The organism is Legionella pelazae (assembly GCF_052527395.1).
The window spans coordinates 89,960-112,652 of the sequence record NZ_JBNVZS010000001.1; the positions used below are offsets into that span (position 1 = coordinate 89,960).

Sequence of the window (22,693 nt, forward strand, 5' to 3'; positions counted from 1 at the left end):
CTTAGATGATAAAAAGAATAATAGATACTCATTTATTTCATTTTATTTATATATGTGAGTTATTAGCATTTACGAATAATAAATTCTATTTTAATCTCCTTTTTAGAAGGCAATTTTTAAATAAATGTAAGGAATTGAGCCAGGGGAAAAATAATTTTTACTCCACGTTAGCCAGTTTATATTTAGAAGGTCTGCATAATATTCCTTTTGAAAATATTGCATCTTTTACCAAAAATCTGAGTAATAAAGATTTAAAAAAAGTTATTAAGGCTTATATACAAGTCAATCCAGAAATAGGATTAAAGCTTTTAGAGAGAATTAATAAAAATTCTAAGCTCGCTTTTATTTATCGTTCACAACTATTTCCAACTAAAGAAGATGAGCAAAAATTAAAGCAACTTCAAGAGAAGAAACCTGCTCTTATTTTTAATCTCTATAATCACTTACATTTTTTCCATACACCACATTGTGAGCAAATCCTTAATCAATACTTTATATCACATAACTTGTTACCTATTTACAAAATAGACACCAATAAGCCTCTTTATATAAATAATATTGCTTCGAAAAGTAATATTAATGATGATAATAAATATGGAAAAGTATCTATTATAATGAGTGCTAAGGATGAAGAATTTTTAATAGAGAAGTCTACGGAATCATTAATTAAACAGACTTATGCAAATATTGAAATCATTTTTATTAATGATGCTTCTACAGATAGGACAAAAGATATTTTTATAAGTACATGTCGTAAATACTATTTTAATGATTTTAAAATAGTTAATCTGAAGAAAAATGTTGGCCCATTTTACTGTATGAATTTAGGACTTGAGATAGCTCAAGGTGAATTTATAACTTTTCATGGTGCAGACGACTGGGCGCATCCTCAGCGAATATCATTTCAGCTTAAAGAAATAATCAAATATAACGCCGTTGCTTCTATGTCTAAGTTAATTAGAATAAAGCCTACCGGTGAGCTTTTTTCAAAGCATATTTATCCTCTAAATCGTATATGTGTATCCTCGCTCTTGTTTAAACGTAAGGTGATAAGTGATTTAGGTTATTTTTATACGGACTTACTTGGTTCAGACTCTGAATATCCTGAAAGAATACGTCTTTTCTATGGTGCGTGTAGTTTGATTGTTTCGCCTTTAGTGCTTACTATAGCGGCTCATAGAAATGATTCAAGAACAACTTGTAATCAATTTGGTACAGCTAATTTTGGTATTAATAAACGTCGTTTGCTAGATTTAGAAATATTAATGCAAAGATTATATGAACAGTTTAAATTAAAAGAACCCTATTATGTTGGATTTAATCCAAATCAATATTCTATTTAATAATCTCTATCGGCTTGAAGTGACTGATTAATGAATTATTGTGATGGATAATGCTGCTTTTCATAAAGTTTTATCTTCTATTATAACAATTGATCGAAGCGACAGGTATATCTTTAAAAATCTACCTCTTTATTCTCACTCTCAATTCAATGCACTTATCCATAACTGAGATTAAATAATGTTAAAATATTCCAAGTAGCATCATCATAGCAACTAATTATCTACAATGATTCAAGGTATTAAATTTATGAAATTAGTATTCAATTTTTTGCCCCTAACTAGATAAGTATTCTTTAAAATAAGTATGAATGTTATAGTAATTCACATTTTTGATAGGTTCTTTTGGACTACCAGTTGTTACAATATTTACTCTTGCTCCGAAATTTACCAAAGTTTGTGCCATTCGTAAGGTACGATTATTATTGCTTAAATCACGTTTTCCAATAAAGGTCACTGTTTTCGGATAGTTAAAAAATTCTAAAAATTTATCTTCTTGTGCTTCCCAGACAAGCGCTTCTGCTGCATTTTCAAGATTACTCCGATATATTTTTGGCTTGACAGCAAATTGTTTAATTATATCTGGAATTTGATTAAACTGTTCCTTTAATAAATTTATTCACTTAATAATTATATTCGATTGGCAAATTATAATTTACTTTTTAAATTCAGCAATAATAATTTATAGCTATTAATCAGCAAATATAAAAAACTTGATTTTGATTTATCTTTAAAAAGGGAATTTAATTTATAATGGATAAAATCATTAGGCAATTAATTATTTTGAAAACGAGTTATTTTTATAAATGATTGTCTTGGATATATTAAATGTTTCATCAATTTCACTGACAGATTTATTTATTTTTATCTAGTAGTTGCTTTGCTAAGTTTTTTATTCCCATGGCCAATAAGGGCTTAAGCCAAGATAATGAATTTTATAACTTGGAGAACATTTTTAGATGGGTTATCTATGATTATTCGTCTGATTTTAACAATTTACAATTAATACCTAAACTTATTCATTAATTTTAAAGCATAGAAAATTTCTCTGGGAATTTCAGCTTTCTTCCTGAAAATATCGTCTTATTTTTCTCTATAAAGAGGATAAGTTTAAATTTTTTCTTAAAGCGAGAAATATTGCTTAAATTAATACCATTGCATGAATGGTTGCAATTACAATTTATTGTTCATTATAAGTTTTATTACTAAAATGTACCTTAAATAAGTCTTTTCGGTTTCCTTGATTTAAGATAGTAGCCATTTTTAATATCATCCTGCTTCCCGTACGCTTAAAAGTAAAAGGAAATAATGCATGTAAAAAACAAGCGACTGAACCTAATAGCATGTTAAGAGAAAATCTCAGTGCAAATGCCATATGTTGGAAATATGATTCACCTACTTCACTAGGGTGCTTTGTAAAAATATTTTTCAACTTTATTCCTTAAAGCTAGATATCATCCGTGTTAAAAAATACATACTATAACGAATAAAATTTAAATGTAAAGTATCAGCTTACACTTAATATATTGATTAACGAAGGCTCTAAATAATTAATTGTTATATGAAATATTCGGTAATCGCGAAAACAGAAGAGTTTATTATAGCATTGCTTGCAGATATTAATGAAATCTTTTAACATTTCCCTGCTGCGTTTACTTTAGGAAACATTAATTAAACATTAATGGTTAGTCTAAAGTAATAGGCTTAATTGGATAAATTAGTTTATTATGGATTGATCTTTGAAACAGCTGCGACGAATTATTAAGCGTGGGACCGACTTAATACCTCTTGAAATAAAGTCCTTACAGCAACATAAAACTTATCTGGCTTTTAAGTCACATCCTATAAGTGAGCGGTTTTTTATTTTTGTTAGGGCTCGAAAATTATTTTCTTTTCTAGTTTTATTTCCTTGGTTTATTGCTGCATTTTATATACTTTGTATTCAGACGCCCGTTTATGAAAGTAGTGCAAAGATTTTAGTTGAGCGTGATGATCAACGCGATCCCATTAACAGTACTATGGGTATGTGGAGTGGTGGTAATGCGGCCCCCTCTGAAATATATTTGACGCGAGAATATATTATTTCGCGAGAAATTTTGTCTCACATTGAACAGCGATTTGGAATAAAGGATCATTATCAATCAAAGAAAAATGATTTTCTTTCACGGTTAGACAAGAAAGCTACACAAAGTGAATTTCTAAAATATTATCGCAACAAGGTAACTGCAGTAGTTGAACCTGAAACGTATGAAATTATTATTACCGCTGCTGCCTTCACACCTGAAGCTGCCAAAAAGATTGTGACTGAAATCATTCAAGACACCAAGCAATTTGTTAATAAAGTTTCAAATACGTTAGCCAAAAAACAATATGCTTTTGCTAAAATGAAATTAGGCCTGGCAAAGGATAAGTTATTTCAAGCTGGCAAAGATGTCATGGAGTGGCAAAATCAAAATGGTTTGTTTGATCCTAAAGAGACAGCTCAAGTTGTTTCATCCGTAATGGCTAAACTTAAAGGGACCTTAGTTGAAAAGCAAACGGAGTTAATCACTTATTCATCATTCATGCAGCCCAATTCGAATAAAGTGGTCACATTAACAGAAGAAATTAAAGCGCTCAAAGAGCAAATTGAGCAGCAAACTAATTTGTTATTAGGTAATAAAGAGAAAAATGGTAAGTTAAATAAAATCATGACTGATTTTGAGTGGGTTCAATTACAACTTAAGTTTGCGCAAGCAGAGTATCAGGCAGCACAACAGGCATTTGACGCAGCAGCAATTAATCTAGCCAAAAACCAGAATTTATTAATTGAAATTGAGCGGCCTAATTTACCTGATGAACCTAGTAAGCCATTGCCTTTTTATGATTTAGTAAATTTATTATTTTTTCTTTTAATCATTTTTGTTTTAACAAAGATGGCCGTCATCATTATTAAGGAGCATAGGGATTAAAGACATAAGTTTTATGTAGCGCCCAACTCATTATTTTGGCTACAAGCTAAAAGTGGAATTAAATAAAAATATATTAGTCTGCGCGGACATGCATTGTTGCGTGGATAATGAATGCCTTTCCCGCGCAGGCGGGAATCCATGTGAAATTAACTCCAATGCTAATTGATGAATAGATCATTTTTGGTTGTGTCTTGGCATGACAAATTTTTTTATTGGATAGAGAGAAAAGTTTTAATTAAGACTTGATGATTAGAGGGTAAGCGATCAGAATAAAAAGATGTTTCTTTCTTTTTAAATTATTATGCGGCTATTAAAAATTTATAACATCTACCTCGGGTTTCTATTTTCCAATCTATTATATGCTCAAACGTTGCTGCCTAATGAAATAAATAATTTGATTGATCAAATGCTACCGCAAGCTTATGTCGGGGTTTATATTAAAGATTTACAAACTGGTGAAATAGTTTATCAGCGTAATGCCAATAAAATGTTTTATCCCGCAAGTAATATGAAGTTATTATCAGCAGCGGCAGCATTATATAAACTAGGTCCAAGTTACCGTTATACGACTCAATTAGCGAGAGCTGATAAGGATATTTTTCTTATTTTTAAGGGTTCACCCTCATTAACTGCAGAGAAATTACAAGATTTGCTTTTACAATTACCTAAATTAGGTATTAATAAAATTGAAGGTAATTTTATTATTGATTCTTCATTTTTTAAACCGCCATTTTACCCACCAGGCACTTCATATGATGACTTAGGTTGGTATTATGCAGCGCCAAGCAGTGCTATTATCATTAATGGAAATGCAGTCACTTATCATGTGAATACACCGGAGCTCAATAAAGTGGCTGAAATTACCACAAAGGCACTTCATAATCCTTTAACCTTGATTAACGATGTAACCACAGTTACGAAAGCAGAAGAAAAAGAACATTGTTCGCTTGATATCCAATCAATAAAAGATAACATAATTCGGCTTTATGGCTGTGTTGCTCAAACAGAGCAGCCCAGATACTTGCCTTTATCTATTCCTAATCCAGAATTATTTGCCAGTGAGATTGTCAAGCAGACGCTTACAAAAAATGGCATTGAATTAAAGGGAAAAATTATTTCCGGCAAAACGCCATCTAACGCACAAATTATTGCCAAAGTTGAATCTGAAGAGCTAACCAAATTACTAACCCACATGCTAGAAGAATCTGATAACCTTTATGCAGATAGTATTACTAAATTGTTAGCTGTTACCCTAACAGGTGAGGGGAATTACAAACAAGGTGCCTATAGTATAAAAACTATTCTTACAAAACATACTCACTTAGATATGAAGCAGATTGAACTAGCTGATGGAATAGGTACTCGATATAATCTCATCACTCCTGAGCAACTCGTTATTTTACTTACTGATTTGTATCATGATGAAGTGATTGGCTCAACGTTTTTAGCTCTTTTACCAAAGATGGGTCGTTCTGGTACTTTAAGAGATAGAATGAAAAAAACAGCACTTGCTGGAAAAATTGCTGCAAAAACAGGCTCAATGCATGATGTATCATCGTTATCAGGTTATTTAGCTGCTCCTAATGGAAAAGAATATATTTTTTCGATTATTATTAATGGTGTTAACACTAATATTTTAAAAGCTAAAGAACTAGAAGAAAAAATTTTATTAGCTGTTGCAGAAGAAACTAATATAAAAAAAGAACAACAAAATAACGATTAAATCTTTTCTGATATTATTATTTCTCAAAATAAGGAGATGGGATGAGGCTTTATTATACCAAAGGCGCTTGTTCATTAGTTCAGCGCATTATTATTAATGAGCTTAGGCTTAAGGTGCAGTTTGAATCAGTAAATTTAAAAACAAAAGAAACAGAGTCAGGTAAAAATTATTTAACAATTAATCCTAAAGGCGCAGTACCGGCGTTAGAACTGGATAATGGTGAAATTCTTACCGAGAATGCTGTGCTTCTTCAATATCTCGCTGATGAAGCTCAAGCAATCACTCTATTGCCCGGAGTAGGTGATATAAAGCGTTATCGTGTTTTAGAATGGGTAAATTATATCACGGCAGAAGTACATAAAAGTTTTGGCGCTTTATTTAATCCTAATTTATCAGAGCAGGTAAAAAACGATGTTTTTATTCCTGTTATAAAATCAAAGTTATCTTTTATTAATCAGCATATGCAGCAACCTTATTTGCTGGCTAGTCATTTTACAATTGCTGATGCTTACCTCTTTGTTATGCTACTTTGGGCAAAGAATTTTCAACTAAATTTAAGTGAATGGCCTCATTTAGAACATTTTGCAAAAGAGCTTAGTCAACGTGAAGCTATTAAAAAATCGTTGCAAGAAGAAGGCTTAGAATTCTTATAAACAGTCCGTTACATGGTTAATTAGTAAGTTAAATTAAATTTTATTCAACTAAATCCCATTACTAAGCTGATAAATTTTAAATTTATTCAGGGAATACAGTTTTATGTCATTTGCTTTTTTATCTGCCCTTAATCAGAGTTATGATTTAATTTTTATCTTTTTAAGGGCAGTACTGTTATTTATTTTTACCATTATACTTATTCGTTTTGGTAATCATCGTTACAATTTGAATACTGTAATGGATACCTTATTGATTATTACTTTAGGAGGTTTAATTGGCCGAGGTATTAATGGTCCTACTACATTAGTATCCACCTTAGTAGCAACTAGCACGCTAATTGTATTACATAAATTGCTTGCAAAATTGACTTTTTGTTTTCCACAAATTGAAAGTATATTTAAAGGTAGGCCCCACGTGCTTATTGAGAATGGCAGGGTATGTGGCGGTAATTTAGCTCGTTATAATATCACTCAAAGTGATTTAGAAGGTGCGATACGCGAGCAACTTAATACAGATGATATTAAATGCGTAAAATTTGGTTTTTTAGAAAGAAGTGGCAAAATTACTTTCATAAAGAATGAAAATAGCTAAAATTTCTATATTATAATTGATATAAGCTGATCTTGTTGGTTAAAGTGTTATCATTGTTGGTTGTTTAACTATTGTTTTCTAATACCTTTTTTTAGGCTATAAATTTTTAATAGAAATTGAGGATTCAAGAGAGTAAGAAGGAGTGCCTATAATTAAATAATCACTATATCTATAAATTTATGAAAATTGTTATTAAAATCGGTACACAAAGCATATTAAAAAGTGATGGAAGCCCAATAGAATCTGTACTGCTGAAAGTTGTTAATCAAGTTACTCAGTTGTTAAAAGCTAAACATCAGGTTATTCTGGTTAGCTCAGGCGCAGTAGGCTCAGGGCGAAAAATATCTAAAACTTTTCTACAAAAACAGTCTAGTAATACGGTAGGAGAAAAGCAGCTTTTAGCCTCGATTGGACAACCTGAATTAATTAATATCTATTCCTCACTATTTAAAGTCGAGACTATTTTAGTTTCGCAGCTTCTCCTTACTAAGCAAGATTTTCAAACCCGTCAACATTACTTAAATATTGCCCGTTTATTACTCGAGTTATCAAAGCATCAAAATATTATTCCTATCATTAATGAGAATGATTCTGTGGCAATTGAGGAATTAATGTTTACAGATAATGATGAGTTAGCAGGGCTTATTGCAGCCCAGGTTAATGCCGATTATTTAATAATTTTAACCAATGTTGATGGTGTTTTTACAGGTGATCCTAGAAGTCCTGACTCAAAGTTAATCGATTTTATTGATCCTAATCAAGGATGGCCTACCGTTTCAACATCCAAATCTTCATTAGGAAGAGGAGGAATGCTATCAAAATTAAATACCGCTCGTAAAATGTCAAGCTTAGGAATAACAACAACCATTGCTAATATTAATACTGATTCAGTGATTATTCGCATCCTTAATAAAGAATCGTTGGGTACCACTATTTTAGCCCATAAAAAGACATCTAATATAAAAAGATGGATTGCGCTCCATAATAAAAAGCAGCTACCTTCTATTACTATTAATGATAACTTACTCTCCTTAATTAAAGAAAGTAGGCGAATACTAAGTATTCTTCCCGTAGGCATTGTAAGTTATTCAGGCGAGTGGCAAAAAGGGGATTTAATTGATATTTTAAATTTAAAAAATGAAAAAGTTGGGATAGGTCTTACTCGTTATGATGATAAACGCCTGGAAGAGTATTTGGGCGAAAAAAATAAACCAGCCTTTATCCATTATGATTATTTACATATTTTATAGTGAAACAAATTATTATGAATCATGAAATTATTAATCGATTAGATGCAGTTAAAAAAGCTTTCTATGAACTTGAAAATTTAAACTCTTCTATACGTGCAGATATTTTAAATAGATTGGCTGCACTCCTTAGAGATTCAAGTAAAAAATTAATTGTAGAAAATGAGAAAGATCTTTTACGCATGGATAGGGCTGATCCAAGATATGATCGTTTATTGTTAAATGAAGAAAGAATTAAAGGCATTGCGTCTGATATTGAAACGGTCGCAAAATTAGCAAATCCATTAGGTAAATTAATTGCAGAAAACAAAAGGCCTAATGGCTTACTTATTCAAAAAATCACAGTACCTATTGGAGTAATTGCTGTCATTTATGAATCTCGACCTAATGTTACTCTTGATGTTTTTAGCCTTTGTTTTAAGACCGGGAATGCTTGTGTTTTAAAGGGTGGAAAAGAAGCCTTTTATTCTAATCAGTATTTAATTTCCTTAATTAAAATAGTTTTAAACGAGTTTAGTTTAAATCCTGATATCGTTTATTTCTTTCCGCCAGAGCGTGAATTAACAAACTATTTACTTACAGCCTGTGATTATATTGATTTATGCATTCCTAGAGGCAGCCAAGCCTTAATAAGTTTTGTAAGGCAGCATGCGCATGTGCCCATAATAGAAACAGGGGCAGGTATAGTGCATACCTATTTTGATAAAAGTGGTGATTTACAAAAAGGGCAGGTTATTGTTGATAATGCAAAAACTCGCAGGGTAAGTGTTTGTAATGCCTTAGACACACTCATTATTCATCAAGAACGGCTAGCTGATTTGCCTTTTTTAGTTAAATTATTGGCTGATAAACAAGTGGCAATTCATGCGGATGAACAAAGTTATCAGGCTTTAGATAAGGCCTACTCAAGCAAGCTTCTATTTCATGCTAAAGAAGAGAATTTTGGCCAGGAGTATTTAGATTATAAACTTTCTATTAAAACAGTACGTTCATTGCAAGAGGCGATTGAACATATTCAAAAATATACCTCTCATCATAGTGAAGCTATTATTGCCGAAGATAAAAAAACTCAGCAGCAATTCTTAACTGATGTTGATGCTGCTGTAGTATATGTTAATACCTCAACTGCTTTTACCGATGGTGGGCAGTTTGGTTTAGGTGCAGAAATAGGAATTAGCACTCAGAAAATTCATGCGCGTGGGCCGATGGGATTAGATGCTTTAACAAGTTATAAATGGCTTGTTTATGGTGATGGTCAAATACGAAAATAATCTTATTAAATTAATGATAGAAAGCTACTGACTAGACTAATTTAGCACATTACCAAAGTAATATAAAATTACGGCTCATTTATTATCAAATAAGCTATTATCTATTGACCTTGTTCAAAACCATAGGCTTGCGCCTCTTCAAGAGCAGCATCTTTTTTATTTTCAGAACTTTGAGGATCTGAAAATAACTTACTTTGGCTTATCAATGTCAGAGCTATCTTTTTTGGTAATTGTTCTATTTGCTCTGATTTTTTCTCTTTATGCTTACCTTCAAGTGCATCTGTGCTTTGAATATAATCATAATTATCTCCTAGCACACCTGGGTCTTGGGCAGGAGTAGGATCATGTGTACTAATATCAGAAAACAGTCGTTGCAATGTTTCTAAATCACCACTGCTTTCTAAAGCAAGGGGAGCTGAGACTGTTTGATCACGTGGGTCGCTTTTGAAAGGCTCATTTCTATTACTTTGTACTACCGGAGTTTGTGAGCTAGGCATGATTATTTTATCCTTTATAAGTTTGTCATACTTTAGATCAAATTTCATGCAAGATTCAGGTATGTGAGACACTAATGCGGGACTATTTTCAGCTCTAAATTCATTGGTTTTCGTACCGCGAGTATCAAACATAAATTTTTCTAATTGCTTATGTTGTAATGACTCAAGAGATTTTACCTCACCAATTATTACGAATTCACCACTAAAATAATAATACAGTTTGCCATCTTTAAAATCTTTATTTAATTTAATATTATAAAGACTACAAATGTCTTCAATCTTAAAGATATCTATAGCAAGCTCGTAAACCCTAAAATGCATGCTATCTGCATTTCCAATAAATCTTCTTTTCATAAAAACTAACTGAATTGGAATAGTAGTATCTCCCGTTATCATCTCGCCACGAAAAACTATATAAACATACGGTAATCCTTTATTAGAAGGATCTGATTCCTTTGGTAAAAAATCCAGTAGTTTTTCAGGATTGTCTAATTCATTTGCTACTATAACCATCCCATTCTTATTTAAAATCAAATAAGCAAAAGGATTCTTCTTCTGTACCATCCATGAAAAAGAATCGCTATTAAAATTAGGGTTTTTACTACGCGATGCAGTACTATCAGAAACGGAAGAAGATTCAGAAAATTCTGACTTAGAAAACATAATTAATATATTTTGAATCGATTAGAGTTAATGGAATCTTAGCAAGAATACCTTAACTAAATATTAACTGCTTTTGCCAGTTATTTTTTGTGGGATGAAGGTATCTAAAATAATTTTTATTTTATAATTGAAGGTTTTTCACTTTGATTAGAGTTTGTTTCGTTTTCTCGACGTAAATGGTCTTTAAAGAGATTTTTATTTTGTTCAGCAAAAATACTATTTTCTTTATATCCCCTGGTTCTATCATATTCGTTAAGGTAATGATCATAATGGCCATTCTTCTTTACATGTTCTAAATATGAGTTAACATCAAGTAGTATTTTAAATTGTTGTAATTCCTTATCCGTAAGGCTTGGAAGCACTCCAGGATTTGCATAAACAATATCTCGATATAACGAAATCGCTTGCTGGAATGATTCATATTCTGCCATCTCAATATAGGTAGCATATTCTTCTGCTGTTAAAAAATTTGAGTAATTTAGCTTACTTCTTGTTAAAGCAGGATTAGTCGCATTACACAGCTCAAAGATGAAAGTTTGTAGTTTTTTTTCAAGAGGTAAACTACCTTTAACCTGAATTTCTTTCTTTTTTACTGACCACTGTCCTTGAAACTGTAAATTATCTTGCGAAAAATTAATTTTAACATCTGATATATTTGCTAGTACAGAGAGTACATCTTCGCAAATAGGTGAAGATCGAAAAAGCTCAAATAATGTGATTATTTGATTAAGATTTTCGTCTTTACAAACAACAGTTATAGGATAAATTAGCTTATTATCTTTAAGTATAAATTGAACCACTATGCTAAACTAACAAACCACAGAGATTAATTCTGATGCAAAAAATACTATATTTTGCTTAAGGAAAAATTAAGAAAAGGGCAGAATTTTTGACGTCATTAAGTAAAAAATACAAACTAAGGCTGAAAAAGCTGGAAATCCTAATATAAACCAAATTTTAAAAAGCGTATGATAATTCGCCGGTAAACTAAGATCAGTCTTTATACAATGAGCAAGTATATTACGTAGTTTAATTTGAATCCAAACAACAGGTAACCAGAAACAACCAGTTAAAAGATATAAAAAGTAGCTTGCTAAAAGCCAAGGGGCATTCCAAGGATAACCTAATAGCAAAATTAACCAAATTCCTGTTAGTGGCTGCACAATGACAGCAGGAGTGGTAAAGAGAAAATCGGCTAAAACAGTGTTACGTACCGCATAATACTTTTCATATAAATTATTAGTAAATTTTAAACGAAACATAAAAAAAGCAATGCCTATTCCTGTGCCAAATAGCACAGTTGAACTAATAATATGTAGTGTTTTAACGAAAAGATAAGTATTCATATAAAATAGACTCATTTATGCATAAAATCCTAACAGAATTTATATTATTATACTTTTAATTAGTTAGGGTAGGGCATTATGATTATTTCCTTTGCAGAATTTGAGAAAGTTGATTTACGCGCAGGAACTATTGTTCAAGCAGAGTTATTTCCACGGGCTAAAAAGCCTGCCTATAAAGTATGGGTCGATTTTGGGCCAACTTTAGGCGTTCTACAAACATCAGCACAAATCACTACTCACTATACACCAGAAACCCTTATAGGGCGAAAAGTAATAGGGTGTGTAAATCTCGGGGAAAAAAACATTGCAGGATTTACTTCACAATTTTTATTAGTAGGCTTTTCTGATGATCAAGGCGCGATATATTTAGCAACGACAGATTCTAACGTTCCTAATGGCCAAAAGCTTCACTAATTTGTCCATTTTTTAAGACAAAAATTTACGATTGCTAAGGAACACCATTGGCAATTCTATTAATTTAACAATTGACATAAATGACAATCAATTTAGCACATTACCAAAATTTGTTATATTAAAAATCCAAGATTAAAAAACTAAAAATTTTAACTTTAAAAGTTAAAGTTAAAAGGAAAAAGCAGAACAGAAAATGCAAGTTGGGCTATTTAACCCAACTTAATAATTATTTTGCCTCACAACTAATCACAGTTACAGTAGGATCTTTAGCTATTGCACCGGATACTTGGAATCCTATAGCTTGTTGCTGTCCAGGGAGTAAGCCATTATAAGGATCATAAGTATTAGCGTTAAAAGTAAACACGCCAGCGTTTACAGAATAAGTTTGATTGCTACCAATCCAATAGTTTGCAATCGTTGGGTTACTTATTTCATTGCTATTAAAACTGATCTTAAAGGTAAAACTTTTAATTGCTGCGTTTGTACTGGTGTTGGTAATATTGCCTTGAAAAACAGCACCAGTGTCCCAACGATTTTGCAGGATAAATTTAACATCACAATTTTGTTGGTTCACTGCGCCAGCTTGATAGAAAGCATTTAATTCTAATTGGTTAGAAGCCCCTGTAACAACCAAGCTTTTGGCGCTTTTATCTGCTGCAAGGCTATAAGTTTTACCATTAAACTGAATGGAAGTAGGTAGTTCTACTTGATAAGTTTCGTTACTAAATACACCTGTTTTATTGTTTATATTTTGGTTATAAATTGTTGAAGTGCATATTCCATTTTGAGTTGTACAGGTTAAACTGTTTTGATTATTTACTTCTGAAGTAAAGGTAATTTTGGTTGTCAAAGTTTGACTACTTACAGGATTTCCTTGTTCATCTAATAAATTAATTTTATAACTTACTTGTGTTGCAGGCTGAGGCCCTATTTGTTGGCCTTGTAAATTAACATCTACATCAGTTGCTTGGCCATTAGTAATCTCAAAAGCAATAGGGGAGTTGCTAGCTTTAACCTGGTAGACAAGATGAGCTGTGTTATCTATTTGATAACTATCTGCAATCAATAAATTATAAGAACCACTATCTAGATCAAGAGAGCAGCCATTAGTTATATCGCAACTATAAGTTTGCTGCGTCTCTTTAATGGTTAAGTCAGCTACTCCCTTAACAGGAAATCCAGGAGTAGTAAATGTCACGTTGAGTTTACCCGTAGCAACTGTTTGATTAAATAAGTCATGTAAGACCTTTTCAGCTTGCAGATTAATTGCACCGCTATTCGGGTCAATTAAACTAATGGTATCGCCTAGATAACCAACCGCCCAAAAGAATAAATCATTTTGCATGCCATTAGCAATCATATAAGGAACTACGGCTTTTTGGAAAAAGGCAAGACCTTCAGCACTTTTCCAGGAGGCTTCTCCTAAAACAATAGGATAACCTGCTTTCTTTAGAAATCCCCATGTCCAATTAAAACGAAGCTCACTAGGCTTACCTGGTGCTGATTCCCAAGTGGCTACTTCACGTGGATAAACATGTGGTGAAAACACAATATGGGATTTGTTAGCACTAGCATCGCCCATTAGCCAAGTGATGGTAGCATCATCTAAGCCGGCTGTTTTAAGTTGCTGAATGAAGCCTGCACGATTAAAACTAGGTACACCGATCTTAGCATTGTTTTTGTCCAATAAGGGCTTAAAGTCTTCGCCCCAATTACCTTTAAATTCAACCCTCTTTGTTCCCGTCGCGCAGTTAGTAGGATCATCTGAAATAGAGTAAGCTTCAGGATTAGGTACTAAATCAGTCTCTTTAACACAGGCCACTGGTTGATCTGGATCGCCTGAACCAGGGCCAGAACCTTCAACAAATAATAGTAAATCTGGATTATATTGATTAAGGATTTTAGCCGCTGAGGCAATTACTTTTATCCAAGCTGGTTGATCAGCGTTATCTCGAAACCAATAAAGTCGATGAGGCTCATTAAAAACGTCAATCCCAATTACGTTTGTCAAATTGCGCGCTTTGATTTCATTTGCTAGTAATTTTAAGTCCGCTTCATATTGAACCAAACTATAAACTGTCCCGTCACGATAACCATCACCATACCCATAACGGTGATGAAAATCGATCAATACTTTAACATTGTTTTTTTTAAATTCTTCAAGGGTAATCCAGAATGCTTCTTGTGGCGTTACCGTTTGCGCACAAGCTGAACCATTGGTTTCCCAGACTTTACAGAAAATACCATTAGCGCGGGTAGGTTCTGCTTTATTAGCCAAAGCACGATTCATGTCCACTTGTCCCGTATTATCATAAAGGACACCAGGCTGAATAGGCAGTCGTATCGTTTTAAAAGATACGCCGTTTGCTTTGGTTACGCCCGAATCAGTAAAATCCCAAGGACGAACTAGGGCATCCATCATACCATAGGTTTTACTATAAGATGTGGAAATATTACCCACAGCATAAAACGGGTTGGATGCCAATCCTTGGACAATTTTTGAATCTTGAAAGCCTGACCAAGAGATGCCATCAATTTTTACAAGATTGCCAGCACTATCATAAATGTTGCCACTTTGGGTATAGAAGGCATAACTTGATGTCGAAACTAGAAGACCAATCAGGCCCTTGCTGATATTTCTTTTAATATACATAAGCGGTTCCTTTTTGTTTCTTGAATAACTTTACTGTCATTATCCAAAATGATAGACCCTCTGATCGATTTTGCAACAATTTAAATTAAAAAAAATTATAAAGCAAATTTTATACCTCAATTGAACAAGATTTATAAAAAATATTAAAATAAATTTGATTTATCTAGCTCCTATTGATAGAAAATTATTTGTATAATATTGTAATTCTACTAAGAGAAAAGGCAGATTAGTTATGAGTGCAATTGATATAATTGATTGCTTTAATGCGTTGCTTAAAAACTTAGAAGAATTCAAAATTCATGTTTATCAAGAATTAAAAAATAATCCTGTCTGGATTAATGATCCATCTAATAAAGAAATATTGATTTCAGATTACAATCATTTTATTGCAGCTTTGACAGATTTTTATCCTGGTGATCTTGAAACACCACAACACACTAAGTCATTCCAAGGGGCGTTAGGTGGCAATTTAACAACCCTGCAGTTAGTAAATTCAGTCAATAAAAGTAAAGATCAATTAAAAGCGGTAATCAATGAGTATTTAAATGAAATAAAAACTAAGGATACGCAAGTTATTCATACTCTCTTAAAAAATGCAAGGTTTCCCCGGCTTAAATTAAAACAAGTCTATCGTCATATACCTTGTATTGATTACCATCCAAGACGTATTACTTTTACTCAAGTAAAGCATAATTCTCATAAAGTCATTAGTAAAAAGGAACTTGCAGCAAGATTAGATAAAATAGGCAAGGGCCGACATATTGATGTGCAGCAGCAAAAATTACAGTATTTAGATGATGATAAATTAGCCATTCATCGCGACACTCAATCTTTATCAGCGGTAAATATTGCCACTTTCAAAAATGAAGAGGGTTTATCTTTTACCCGAAAATTAATGACATCCATGCCTATTGTTTACTTGCAACAAGATAACTTACCTTTACCAGAGGTAGGTTATAGTCGACGACAGAAACGTTCCTTGTCAACTGTAAGAAGCGATAAAAAGATTGAAGATGAGGTTTTTCTACCCTCTGCTGCTGCTTATCGTTATAAACATCCTAAGTAAGCTCTATACAAAGTTAATATTTTTTTATCAAAGGAAGTGACTCATTATAACAGTCAAGTCCTAAACAATTATTAATTTTTCTGTCAGATAATTTTAAGTTTTACTCTTACCTAAACTAGAGTTATCCCCAAAAACTGTGGATAACTGTGTGAGGAATTTGTTTACCTAATGAGTATAGAAAGAATTTATCAATTACAATTTTTTAATTGAATCGACCAATTCTTTAGCTTCCGAAAGGGTAAACGGTTTATAAAGAAATCCTGCCATACCTACAGCAGAGGCTTGAGCATTAAATTGGACTTCACTATGAATAGTTAAAGCTATAATCGGCGTATTTTTATTAAAAAGACTTTGAGTTTTAATTAAGTTAGTTGTCTCAAATCCATTAGGGCCATTGCTTAGCCCTAAATCCATTAAAATAGCATCATAGCGTGTATTATTGGCTTTACCCAAAGCTGCTATACCATTATCAGCCGTATCAACAATACAATTTAGTTCAGTTAAGTGTAACTTAGCCACCACTTGCGCTGCTTTTGCATCTTCAACTATTAATATGCGCATCGGTTTATTCATCTTTATTTCCAATAATACATTAGATATTTAAATTAAAGCATACCAACCTTATGGTTGCGTATTTAAATTAAATCTATTCTGAGTTAATTAAAAAGGAGTGTAAAATACTAAATTTAAGATTCTATTAAAAGGGCAAATTTTATTTGTAAACTTCTATTTTATAGCAATCTTAAGAAAGTCTTGCAATAATTTTGAGCTATTTTTTCTTATCTAAAATTACTTATGCTAAGCTGTTATAGGATGTAAAGAGTTCTAATTAAAAAAAAGGAATAGCTATGAAAAAGAAATGGATCCTACCTTCACTCTTGCTTTCTCAAGTTATTTATGCTGCACCATGTCCATTTGATCAAGCAAAATCATGTGAATTAAAAACTGATATTTTGAAAGATAAATCACCTGAAGGCTTAAATTACTATGCACCCACTAATTATGATCATCGGATGTCTGGTGAGATAAATGTTTATGATGTTTCAAAAGTCATTAAAAAAACGGATGGCACATTAACCTTACTGGCTGATATTGTTAATCCTGGTTTTTGGCGATCAGGGGAAATTATGACTCGTCATAATTTGACATCGCCGCCTTATAATTCGCCAACGCCATCTACTCCCTGGACTACTAAAGTAACCACCCATGGTTATTTAGAAGTCAATGTTCGGTTACCTTTTTGTACAGCGAGCGCTGATGGCCGATGTCAAAATGGTACAAACCCGGCTGAGTATAATCGAGGGCTCTGGCCAGCTATTTGGATGATGCCTACTTATGATCATGAATGGCCCCTAAATGGCGAATTCGATATCATGGAAGCGTACCCTAAAAATACAGCATTTAATGTTACTACAGCTGCTCTTCATTTTAACGGCAATGATCCAAGCTGTGGGGGGTTTGATTGTCGAGGCTGGGGTTATGGTTTAGATAGCCATACCTTTCCTGAACTCGCTTATAGACAACCACATACCTGGGGTTATGAATGGGAAAAAGACCCACAAAGTTCTAATGGCGGTTATATTATGACCGGTTATATTGATAACATGCGTGTTTGGGGCCCCTTAAGAACCGATACTTTACCTGCTGATGGTGCTAATGCTTTTAGGCGAGGCTTTAATGACCCAAATGGCGGATTTTATTTGATAGTTAATTTAGCTATTGGTGGACCTTATGCAGGAGCGCCTAATCCGCAACTGCAAAAGGCAAGTATGGATGTAAATAGTATTAAAGTTTACGAAGTAGGTGGCAGTACGCCTACCGATCAATGTAAACCGCCAATCAATATTACTTCTTCTTATACGGATGATTTAAGAAGTGTGACACTTAATTGGAATAAACCACAAGACGGTGCGGCAGTTCAATTGTATCGTGTGAAAGATTGGCGTAAACATTTAATGTGGGAAGGCACTCAGCTTACCTTTATGGATAAGACTTTACCTGGTGAACCAGGCAAATACACTTATTTTTTAAGTTCAGTCTGTGGCGGCCAAGAATCGGCTGATATCCAGTATGATGTTTATGTGACGGAGAGTGTTTGCAATCCGCCTCGTAATATTACTGCCACTTATTCAGCTGATAAAAGATCAATTACCTTAAAGTGGAGTAGGCCAACTAGTGGCGCAGCAGCTGCCTCTTATGAGGTAAAAGATTGGCTAAAGCGTCTACTTTGGCGAGGAGCAGCCTTAACCTGGACTGATAAAAGCTTGCCTGGCACTTCCGGAAAATTTACTTATTTTATGAATACAGTTTGCCAAAATGGTAAGCGTTCAACGCTTGTTCAAAAAGATGTTTATATCCCTTAATTCTAACAATGGGTTCTGCTTTTTTGCAGAACCCTAAGTTGCTGGTATTGGAAAAACTTCCTTAACCCAGAAATCTTCAACATTATTAAGAGTAAGGCTATGATGCGTTTCTACCACTTAACAAAAAATGCTCTTTTGTCCATTTTTGCCAAAAGAACCATAGGGGTGCGAGCATTACTTATTCAGGATGATGAGACGTTATTGGTTAAACATACCTATCAATTAGGTTGGTATACCATTGGTGGCGGTGTTGAGCCAGGCGAAACACCTTATCAAGCGTTACAAAGGGAGCTTAAGGAAGAGGTAGGTGTTAACCTTTTAGCGCCTGCGCAATTATTTGCCGTTTATTATAGTCATAATGAAAAACGCGATGATTATATTGTTTTTTATATTTGTCAGGCTTTTCAGCAAGAAAGTAGTTACTCTGCAGAAATTGCCGAGCAACAATGGTTTAAATTAAATAATTTACCCAATGATATTTCACCAGCAACAAAAAAACGCATTGAGGAATATCTTGGCAAAACTTCAATTAGTGAATATTGGTAAGATCTATTTTCTTTTCATAAATTTGCTTAAACATTTTTGTTTTATGTTTATAATAACTTACTTTAAGATTGGTAAATAAAATTATGTATTCACAAGCGCTTGTTCGTAGCCCTTCTGCCAGTATGATTCATGGTTTAACTGCAAATCAAAATCCTATTCCTGTAAATTTTAATTTCGCTTTAGTGCAGCATCAAAACTATATTACCGCCCTTAAAAATTGTGGGTTAGAGGTAACAACGTTACCACCTCTGGAGCACTATCCTGATGCTTGCTTTGTAGAAGATACGGCATTATTAACAGAGCATGTCGCTATTCTAACTCGCCCCGGTGCCTTAAGTAGGCAAGGTGAAGTGGCCTTCATTGAGCCATGGATTGTGTCTTTCTATAAAGATCGCATTAAAAAAATTCAAGCCCCAGGAACAGTCGATGCTGGTGATATTTTACAAGTCGAAAATCATTTTTATATTGGACTGTCCAAGCGTACAAACCAACAGGGAGCAGAGCAGTTAGCGGCTATTTTAGCCTCTTTTGGTTACACTAGCTCAACCATTGAGTTGCAAGAATTTCTCCATTTAAAAACCGGTGTGTCTTATTTGGGCAATAATTGCTTATTGGTAGCAGGGGAATTAATCAATCATCCAGAATGGCAATCCTTTAAACAAATTAGAGTTGTTAAGGAAGAGGCGTATGCGGCAAATTCAATCAATATCAATAATATTATTATTTTGCCAGCAGGCTTTAAAGCGACAGCTCAAAGCTTAGAAAAACATGGTTTTAAAATTCTTACCGTTGATGTTTCTGAGTTTGAAAAGATTGATGGTGGCTTAAGCTGCTTATCGCTGAGATTTTAATGCCAAAAAAATTAAGCACGTTACAATTGACGTTAATCATTGTTTGCTCAGTAGATAGTATCCGCAATTTACCTGCGGCAGCCCTAATAGGGTGGGATCTTTTTATCTATTTTCCACTCGCTTTTCTTTTTTTTCTATTACCTAGTGCTGCCATTGCCAGCTGGTTTACTCAGCAGTCGGATGAAGGTATTTATGGCTGGGTAAAATTAAGTCTTGGAAGAGGATTTGGTTTGATCGCCATCTGGTTGCAGTTTATGCAAAATCTTTTTATTTTTCCCACCTTTCTTGCTTTTATTGCTGGCCTTTTTTTATATTGTTTAGATAGCGCTTTAGCACAAAATAATCAGCTTATTTTTTTAATTACTAATGCTTTGATTTGGGGACTGACCTGGATTAATTGGCGTGGTTTTTCTTTATCTGCGCTGCTAACGGTATTTTGTTCTGTTATTGGCCTTATTATTCCCTTTCTTTTAATTTTAGCCATTGGGGTTAAATGGCTAATAGCCCATTCGCACACCTTCACCACACTTGCATCGCATACAGAAAATTCATGGACCGCCTTAACAGCCATTATTCTTTCTTTTTGTGGTATTGAAGTTGCAGCAATCCATGCTAAAGAAAGTAAGGCAAGGGCGCTACCAAAAGCAATCAGTCTTTCTGTTGTCATCATTTTTTGTACCATGTTATTGGGTTCACTAACATTAGCTCTCATTATCCCAAGCCAGCAACTTAATTTTATTACCGGTATTCCTGATTTATTCCAAATTTTTTTCAGCCAAATTAAATTAGAAAAAGCAGCTGTTTTAATTGATATGATGGTTTTGATCGGTTGTATTGGCTGTGCTAATAATTGGTTGATTTCGCCTATTAAAGGACTCTCGTTTGCTTTTAACAAGCAGGGTAATACAGCTCATACAGCCCACATCAACAACCAACTCCTAGTCATTCAAGCCAGTATAATTTCTATTATCAGCGTTCTTTTTTTATTCTTCCCATCTGTTAATATGTCTTATTGGCTTATGATTGTTCTGGCTACGCAAATGTATTTAGGAATGTATTTTTTAATGTTTTTAGGTGCTATTCGGCTAGCAATGCAAATAAATAAAACACATTCTTGGCGGATAATCTTGCTTGCCCTATTAGGGATATTGGGTAGTCTGATTGCTTTTAGGGTAAGTTTTTACCCACCCACAAACTTATTGATTAGTCCATTAAATTATTGTTTCACTCTGCTTTTAAGTTTGGGAAGCATGACTATTATAACCCTCGTCGGATACTATGTCCTTAATCAAAAATTTTCTAAGTTGTCTAGGGTCTGTTGACACATAGGCAACCATAGAAGAGCACGCACCATAGCGACCACGTTGGATTTAACACCTTAACTAAATTTAAATTTTTGTTATATCGTTTACTAATAAATAATTTTATTAGCCTAGTCTCAAAAACCCATAATAGGGAATAAATATACAAGTATACTGTGTGTTTGCTTACATCCTTATAGGTATGTAACACTTAACTTAAACAGTATTTCAGACTAATTTTTTTCGATGTTTTTCTTATTTTTAAGAGGCTTAGACAGAACAAATGAAAGATAGATCAATATTGCTTGTGGAAGATAATATTAAGTTAGCAAATTACCTCAAAGAGAGCTTACAAGAAGCAGGTTATGATGTATCTATTGAAAAACGTGGTGATAGGGCTGTCTATCGCATTATTCGTGAGCAACCTAGCCTAGTTATATTAGACATAATGCTTCCTGGGATGAATGGCGATCAAATATGTCACACTATTAGGGAGGACTATTTGGGGAAAATACTTATGTTGACTGCAGTTAATGATATTGAAAGTGAAGTATCCTCTTTAAACTTAGGAGCAGATGACTACCTAACTAAACCTGTTGCAGATGAGGTTTTAAAAGCAAGGATAGAAGCGTTGTTACGTCGGCCTAATTTAGTTAATAATCAAAATCAATTTCAATTTGGTAATTTTTCTATCAATTTTAGTACTAAGCGTGTTCATCTTTTTAACGAAGAAATTTCAATAAGTAGCAGTGACTTTGAGGTTCTTGTTTTATTGGTTAAGAATCATGATAGGTTACTTAGTAGAGATAGCATTATGTATGCTCTATCTGGACACGAATATGATGGGGTTGATAGAAGTATCGATTTAAAAATATCACGTTTAAGAAAAGCATTAAATGATAATAGTAAAAAGCCTTATCGTATAAAAACAATCCATAAAAAAGGATATATATTTGTATCTGAGGCTTGGAAATAAACATAGACCACGGCCATTAATTTTATGCAGGACTTACAAAAGAGCTACAATCTCTAAAATTCTTTTGTCTAGATCCTGGTACTTTTTGTAAGGCCTGTTATGAGAGCTTCACGAAATATCGCAAATCTATAGTCATATCCCTCGACAAAATTGTCATTTTAAAATAATAATGTTTGTACAATTTATATACATTTGAGCCAGATACTTTTGATAAGATCAACCTATAAAGTAATAGTGTCG

General features: G+C 33.2%; 20 protein-coding genes. 14 read left to right on the forward strand and 6 right to left on the reverse strand.

Annotated features, from left to right (window positions below):
• Positions 1-5: 5 nt before the first annotated feature.
• On the forward strand, positions 6-1,343 hold the full coding sequence (locus ACQUW5_RS00410) for a glycosyltransferase family 2 protein (protein WP_444988922.1): 1,338 nt from the start codon (positions 6-8) through the stop codon (positions 1,341-1,343).
• A 1,177-nt stretch (positions 1,344-2,520) separates the two neighbouring features.
• Here the strand turns inward: ACQUW5_RS00410 and ACQUW5_RS00415 are convergent.
• Positions 2,521-2,772, reverse strand: a complete 252-nt coding sequence (locus tag ACQUW5_RS00415; protein WP_444988924.1) for a DUF6356 family protein — start codon at positions 2,770-2,772, stop codon at positions 2,521-2,523.
• A 307-nt stretch (positions 2,773-3,079) separates the two neighbouring features.
• On the opposite strand from ACQUW5_RS00415, the gene ACQUW5_RS00420 reads away from it, so the two are divergent.
• From ACQUW5_RS00420 to ACQUW5_RS00445, 6 genes are all read left to right on the forward strand, one after another.
• Positions 3,080-4,291 (forward strand): KpsE/RkpR family capsule polysaccharide export protein, encoded by a 1,212-nt coding sequence (locus tag ACQUW5_RS00420; RefSeq protein WP_444988926.1) that lies wholly within the window; start codon positions 3,080-3,082, stop codon positions 4,289-4,291.
• Positions 4,292-4,592: 301 nt separating this feature from the next.
• Positions 4,593-6,014 carry a D-alanyl-D-alanine carboxypeptidase/D-alanyl-D-alanine endopeptidase gene (dacB, locus tag ACQUW5_RS00425; RefSeq protein WP_510175236.1) on the forward strand — a complete coding sequence of 474 codons (1,422 nt, stop codon included), beginning with the start codon at positions 4,593-4,595 and terminating at the stop codon, positions 6,012-6,014.
• A 41-nt stretch (positions 6,015-6,055) separates the two neighbouring features.
• Positions 6,056-6,667 carry a glutathione transferase GstA gene (gene gstA, locus ACQUW5_RS00430; RefSeq protein WP_444988930.1) on the forward strand — a complete coding sequence of 204 codons (612 nt, stop codon included), beginning with the start codon at positions 6,056-6,058 and terminating at the stop codon, positions 6,665-6,667.
• 103 nt (positions 6,668-6,770) lie between these two features.
• The gene (locus tag ACQUW5_RS00435) at positions 6,771-7,259 is read left to right on the forward strand and encodes a DUF421 domain-containing protein (RefSeq protein ID WP_444988932.1); all 489 of its coding nucleotides are present in this window, start codon (positions 6,771-6,773) and stop codon (positions 7,257-7,259) included.
• Positions 7,260-7,438: 179 nt separating this feature from the next.
• Positions 7,439-8,509: a glutamate 5-kinase gene (gene proB, locus ACQUW5_RS00440; protein WP_444988934.1), complete on the forward strand. Its 1,071-nt coding sequence runs from the start codon at positions 7,439-7,441 to the stop codon at positions 8,507-8,509.
• Positions 8,510-8,523: 14 nt separating this feature from the next.
• Positions 8,524-9,777, forward strand: coding sequence for a glutamate-5-semialdehyde dehydrogenase (locus ACQUW5_RS00445; protein ID WP_444988936.1), 1,254 nt, complete (start codon positions 8,524-8,526; stop codon positions 9,775-9,777).
• Positions 9,778-9,878: 101 nt separating this feature from the next.
• On the opposite strand, the gene ACQUW5_RS00450 is transcribed toward ACQUW5_RS00445, so the two are convergent.
• From ACQUW5_RS00450 to ACQUW5_RS00460, 3 genes are all read right to left on the reverse strand, one after another.
• Positions 9,879-10,937, reverse strand: coding sequence for a hypothetical protein (locus ACQUW5_RS00450; RefSeq protein ID WP_444988938.1), 1,059 nt, complete (start codon positions 10,935-10,937; stop codon positions 9,879-9,881).
• 116 nt (positions 10,938-11,053) lie between these two features.
• Complete coding sequence (locus ACQUW5_RS00455) at positions 11,054-11,737, reverse strand: hypothetical protein (RefSeq protein WP_444988940.1); 684 nt, start codon at positions 11,735-11,737, stop codon at positions 11,054-11,056.
• Between the two features lie 69 nt (positions 11,738-11,806).
• Positions 11,807-12,283 (reverse strand): DUF2269 family protein, encoded by a 477-nt coding sequence (locus ACQUW5_RS00460; protein WP_444988942.1) that lies wholly within the window; start codon positions 12,281-12,283, stop codon positions 11,807-11,809.
• Between the two features lie 78 nt (positions 12,284-12,361).
• Here ACQUW5_RS00460 and ACQUW5_RS00465 point away from each other — a divergent pair, with 78 nt between their 5' ends.
• On the forward strand, positions 12,362-12,697 hold the full coding sequence (locus tag ACQUW5_RS00465; RefSeq protein ID WP_444988944.1) for a tRNA-binding protein: 336 nt from the start codon (positions 12,362-12,364) through the stop codon (positions 12,695-12,697).
• Between the two features lie 226 nt (positions 12,698-12,923).
• Here the strand turns inward: ACQUW5_RS00465 and ACQUW5_RS00470 are convergent, their stop codons facing one another.
• The gene (locus ACQUW5_RS00470) at positions 12,924-15,350 is read right to left on the reverse strand and encodes a hypothetical protein (RefSeq protein ID WP_444988946.1); all 2,427 of its coding nucleotides are present in this window, start codon (positions 15,348-15,350) and stop codon (positions 12,924-12,926) included.
• Between the two features lie 232 nt (positions 15,351-15,582).
• Between ACQUW5_RS00470 and ACQUW5_RS00475 the strand changes: the two genes are divergently transcribed.
• Positions 15,583-16,416 (forward strand): DNA replication terminus site-binding protein, encoded by an 834-nt coding sequence (locus tag ACQUW5_RS00475; protein ID WP_444988948.1) that lies wholly within the window; start codon positions 15,583-15,585, stop codon positions 16,414-16,416.
• A 192-nt stretch (positions 16,417-16,608) separates the two neighbouring features.
• Here the strand turns inward: ACQUW5_RS00475 and ACQUW5_RS00480 are convergent, their stop codons facing one another.
• Positions 16,609-16,989, reverse strand: coding sequence for a response regulator (locus ACQUW5_RS00480; protein ID WP_444988950.1), 381 nt, complete (start codon positions 16,987-16,989; stop codon positions 16,609-16,611).
• A gap of 275 nt (positions 16,990-17,264) precedes the next feature.
• Here ACQUW5_RS00480 and ACQUW5_RS00485 point away from each other — a divergent pair, with 275 nt between their 5' ends.
• The 5 genes from ACQUW5_RS00485 to ACQUW5_RS00505 all read left to right on the forward strand — a co-directional run bounded on the left by ACQUW5_RS00485 (position 17,265) and on the right by ACQUW5_RS00505 (position 22,453).
• The gene (locus tag ACQUW5_RS00485) at positions 17,265-18,779 is read left to right on the forward strand and encodes a glycoside hydrolase family 16 protein (RefSeq protein WP_444988952.1); all 1,515 of its coding nucleotides are present in this window, start codon (positions 17,265-17,267) and stop codon (positions 18,777-18,779) included.
• Between the two features lie 99 nt (positions 18,780-18,878).
• On the forward strand, positions 18,879-19,325 hold the full coding sequence (locus tag ACQUW5_RS00490; RefSeq protein WP_444988954.1) for an NUDIX domain-containing protein: 447 nt from the start codon (positions 18,879-18,881) through the stop codon (positions 19,323-19,325).
• 83 nt (positions 19,326-19,408) lie between these two features.
• Positions 19,409-20,176, forward strand: a complete 768-nt coding sequence (locus ACQUW5_RS00495) for a dimethylarginine dimethylaminohydrolase family protein (protein WP_444988956.1) — start codon at positions 19,409-19,411, stop codon at positions 20,174-20,176.
• On the forward strand, positions 20,176-21,498 hold the full coding sequence (locus ACQUW5_RS00500) for an APC family permease (RefSeq protein WP_444988958.1): 1,323 nt from the start codon (positions 20,176-20,178) through the stop codon (positions 21,496-21,498). Before ACQUW5_RS00495 ends, ACQUW5_RS00500 begins: the two co-directional genes overlap by 1 nt.
• A 262-nt stretch (positions 21,499-21,760) precedes the next feature.
• Positions 21,761-22,453: a response regulator gene (locus tag ACQUW5_RS00505; RefSeq protein ID WP_444988960.1), complete on the forward strand. Its 693-nt coding sequence runs from the start codon at positions 21,761-21,763 to the stop codon at positions 22,451-22,453.
• The last annotated feature ends 240 nt before the right edge of the window (positions 22,454-22,693 follow it).

Coding starts and splice junctions, on each gene's coding strand:
- ACQUW5_RS00490 (WP_444988954.1), top strand. CDS start 18,879: ATGATGCGTTTCTACCACTTAACAAAAAATGCTCTTTTGTCCATTTTT.
- gstA (WP_444988930.1), top strand. CDS start 6,056: ATGAGGCTTTATTATACCAAAGGCGCTTGTTCATTAGTTCAGCGCATT.
- dacB (WP_510175236.1), top strand. CDS start 4,593: ATGCGGCTATTAAAAATTTATAACATCTACCTCGGGTTTCTATTTTCC.
- ACQUW5_RS00465 (WP_444988944.1), top strand. CDS start 12,362: ATGATTATTTCCTTTGCAGAATTTGAGAAAGTTGATTTACGCGCAGGA.
- ACQUW5_RS00460 (WP_444988942.1), bottom strand. CDS start 12,283: ATGAATACTTATCTTTTCGTTAAAACACTACATATTATTAGTTCAACT.
- ACQUW5_RS00475 (WP_444988948.1), top strand. CDS start 15,583: ATGAGTGCAATTGATATAATTGATTGCTTTAATGCGTTGCTTAAAAAC.
- ACQUW5_RS00480 (WP_444988950.1), bottom strand. CDS start 16,989: ATGAATAAACCGATGCGCATATTAATAGTTGAAGATGCAAAAGCAGCG.
- ACQUW5_RS00470 (WP_444988946.1), bottom strand. CDS start 15,350: ATGTATATTAAAAGAAATATCAGCAAGGGCCTGATTGGTCTTCTAGTT.
- ACQUW5_RS00435 (WP_444988932.1), top strand. CDS start 6,771: ATGTCATTTGCTTTTTTATCTGCCCTTAATCAGAGTTATGATTTAATT.
- ACQUW5_RS00450 (WP_444988938.1), bottom strand. CDS start 10,937: ATGTTTTCTAAGTCAGAATTTTCTGAATCTTCTTCCGTTTCTGATAGT.
- ACQUW5_RS00485 (WP_444988952.1), top strand. CDS start 17,265: ATGAAAAAGAAATGGATCCTACCTTCACTCTTGCTTTCTCAAGTTATT.
- ACQUW5_RS00495 (WP_444988956.1), top strand. CDS start 19,409: ATGTATTCACAAGCGCTTGTTCGTAGCCCTTCTGCCAGTATGATTCAT.
- proB (WP_444988934.1), top strand. CDS start 7,439: ATGAAAATTGTTATTAAAATCGGTACACAAAGCATATTAAAAAGTGAT.
- ACQUW5_RS00505 (WP_444988960.1), top strand. CDS start 21,761: ATGAAAGATAGATCAATATTGCTTGTGGAAGATAATATTAAGTTAGCA.
- ACQUW5_RS00445 (WP_444988936.1), top strand. CDS start 8,524: ATGAATCATGAAATTATTAATCGATTAGATGCAGTTAAAAAAGCTTTC.
- ACQUW5_RS00410 (WP_444988922.1), top strand. CDS start 6: ATGATAAAAAGAATAATAGATACTCATTTATTTCATTTTATTTATATA.
- ACQUW5_RS00500 (WP_444988958.1), top strand. CDS start 20,176: ATGCCAAAAAAATTAAGCACGTTACAATTGACGTTAATCATTGTTTGC.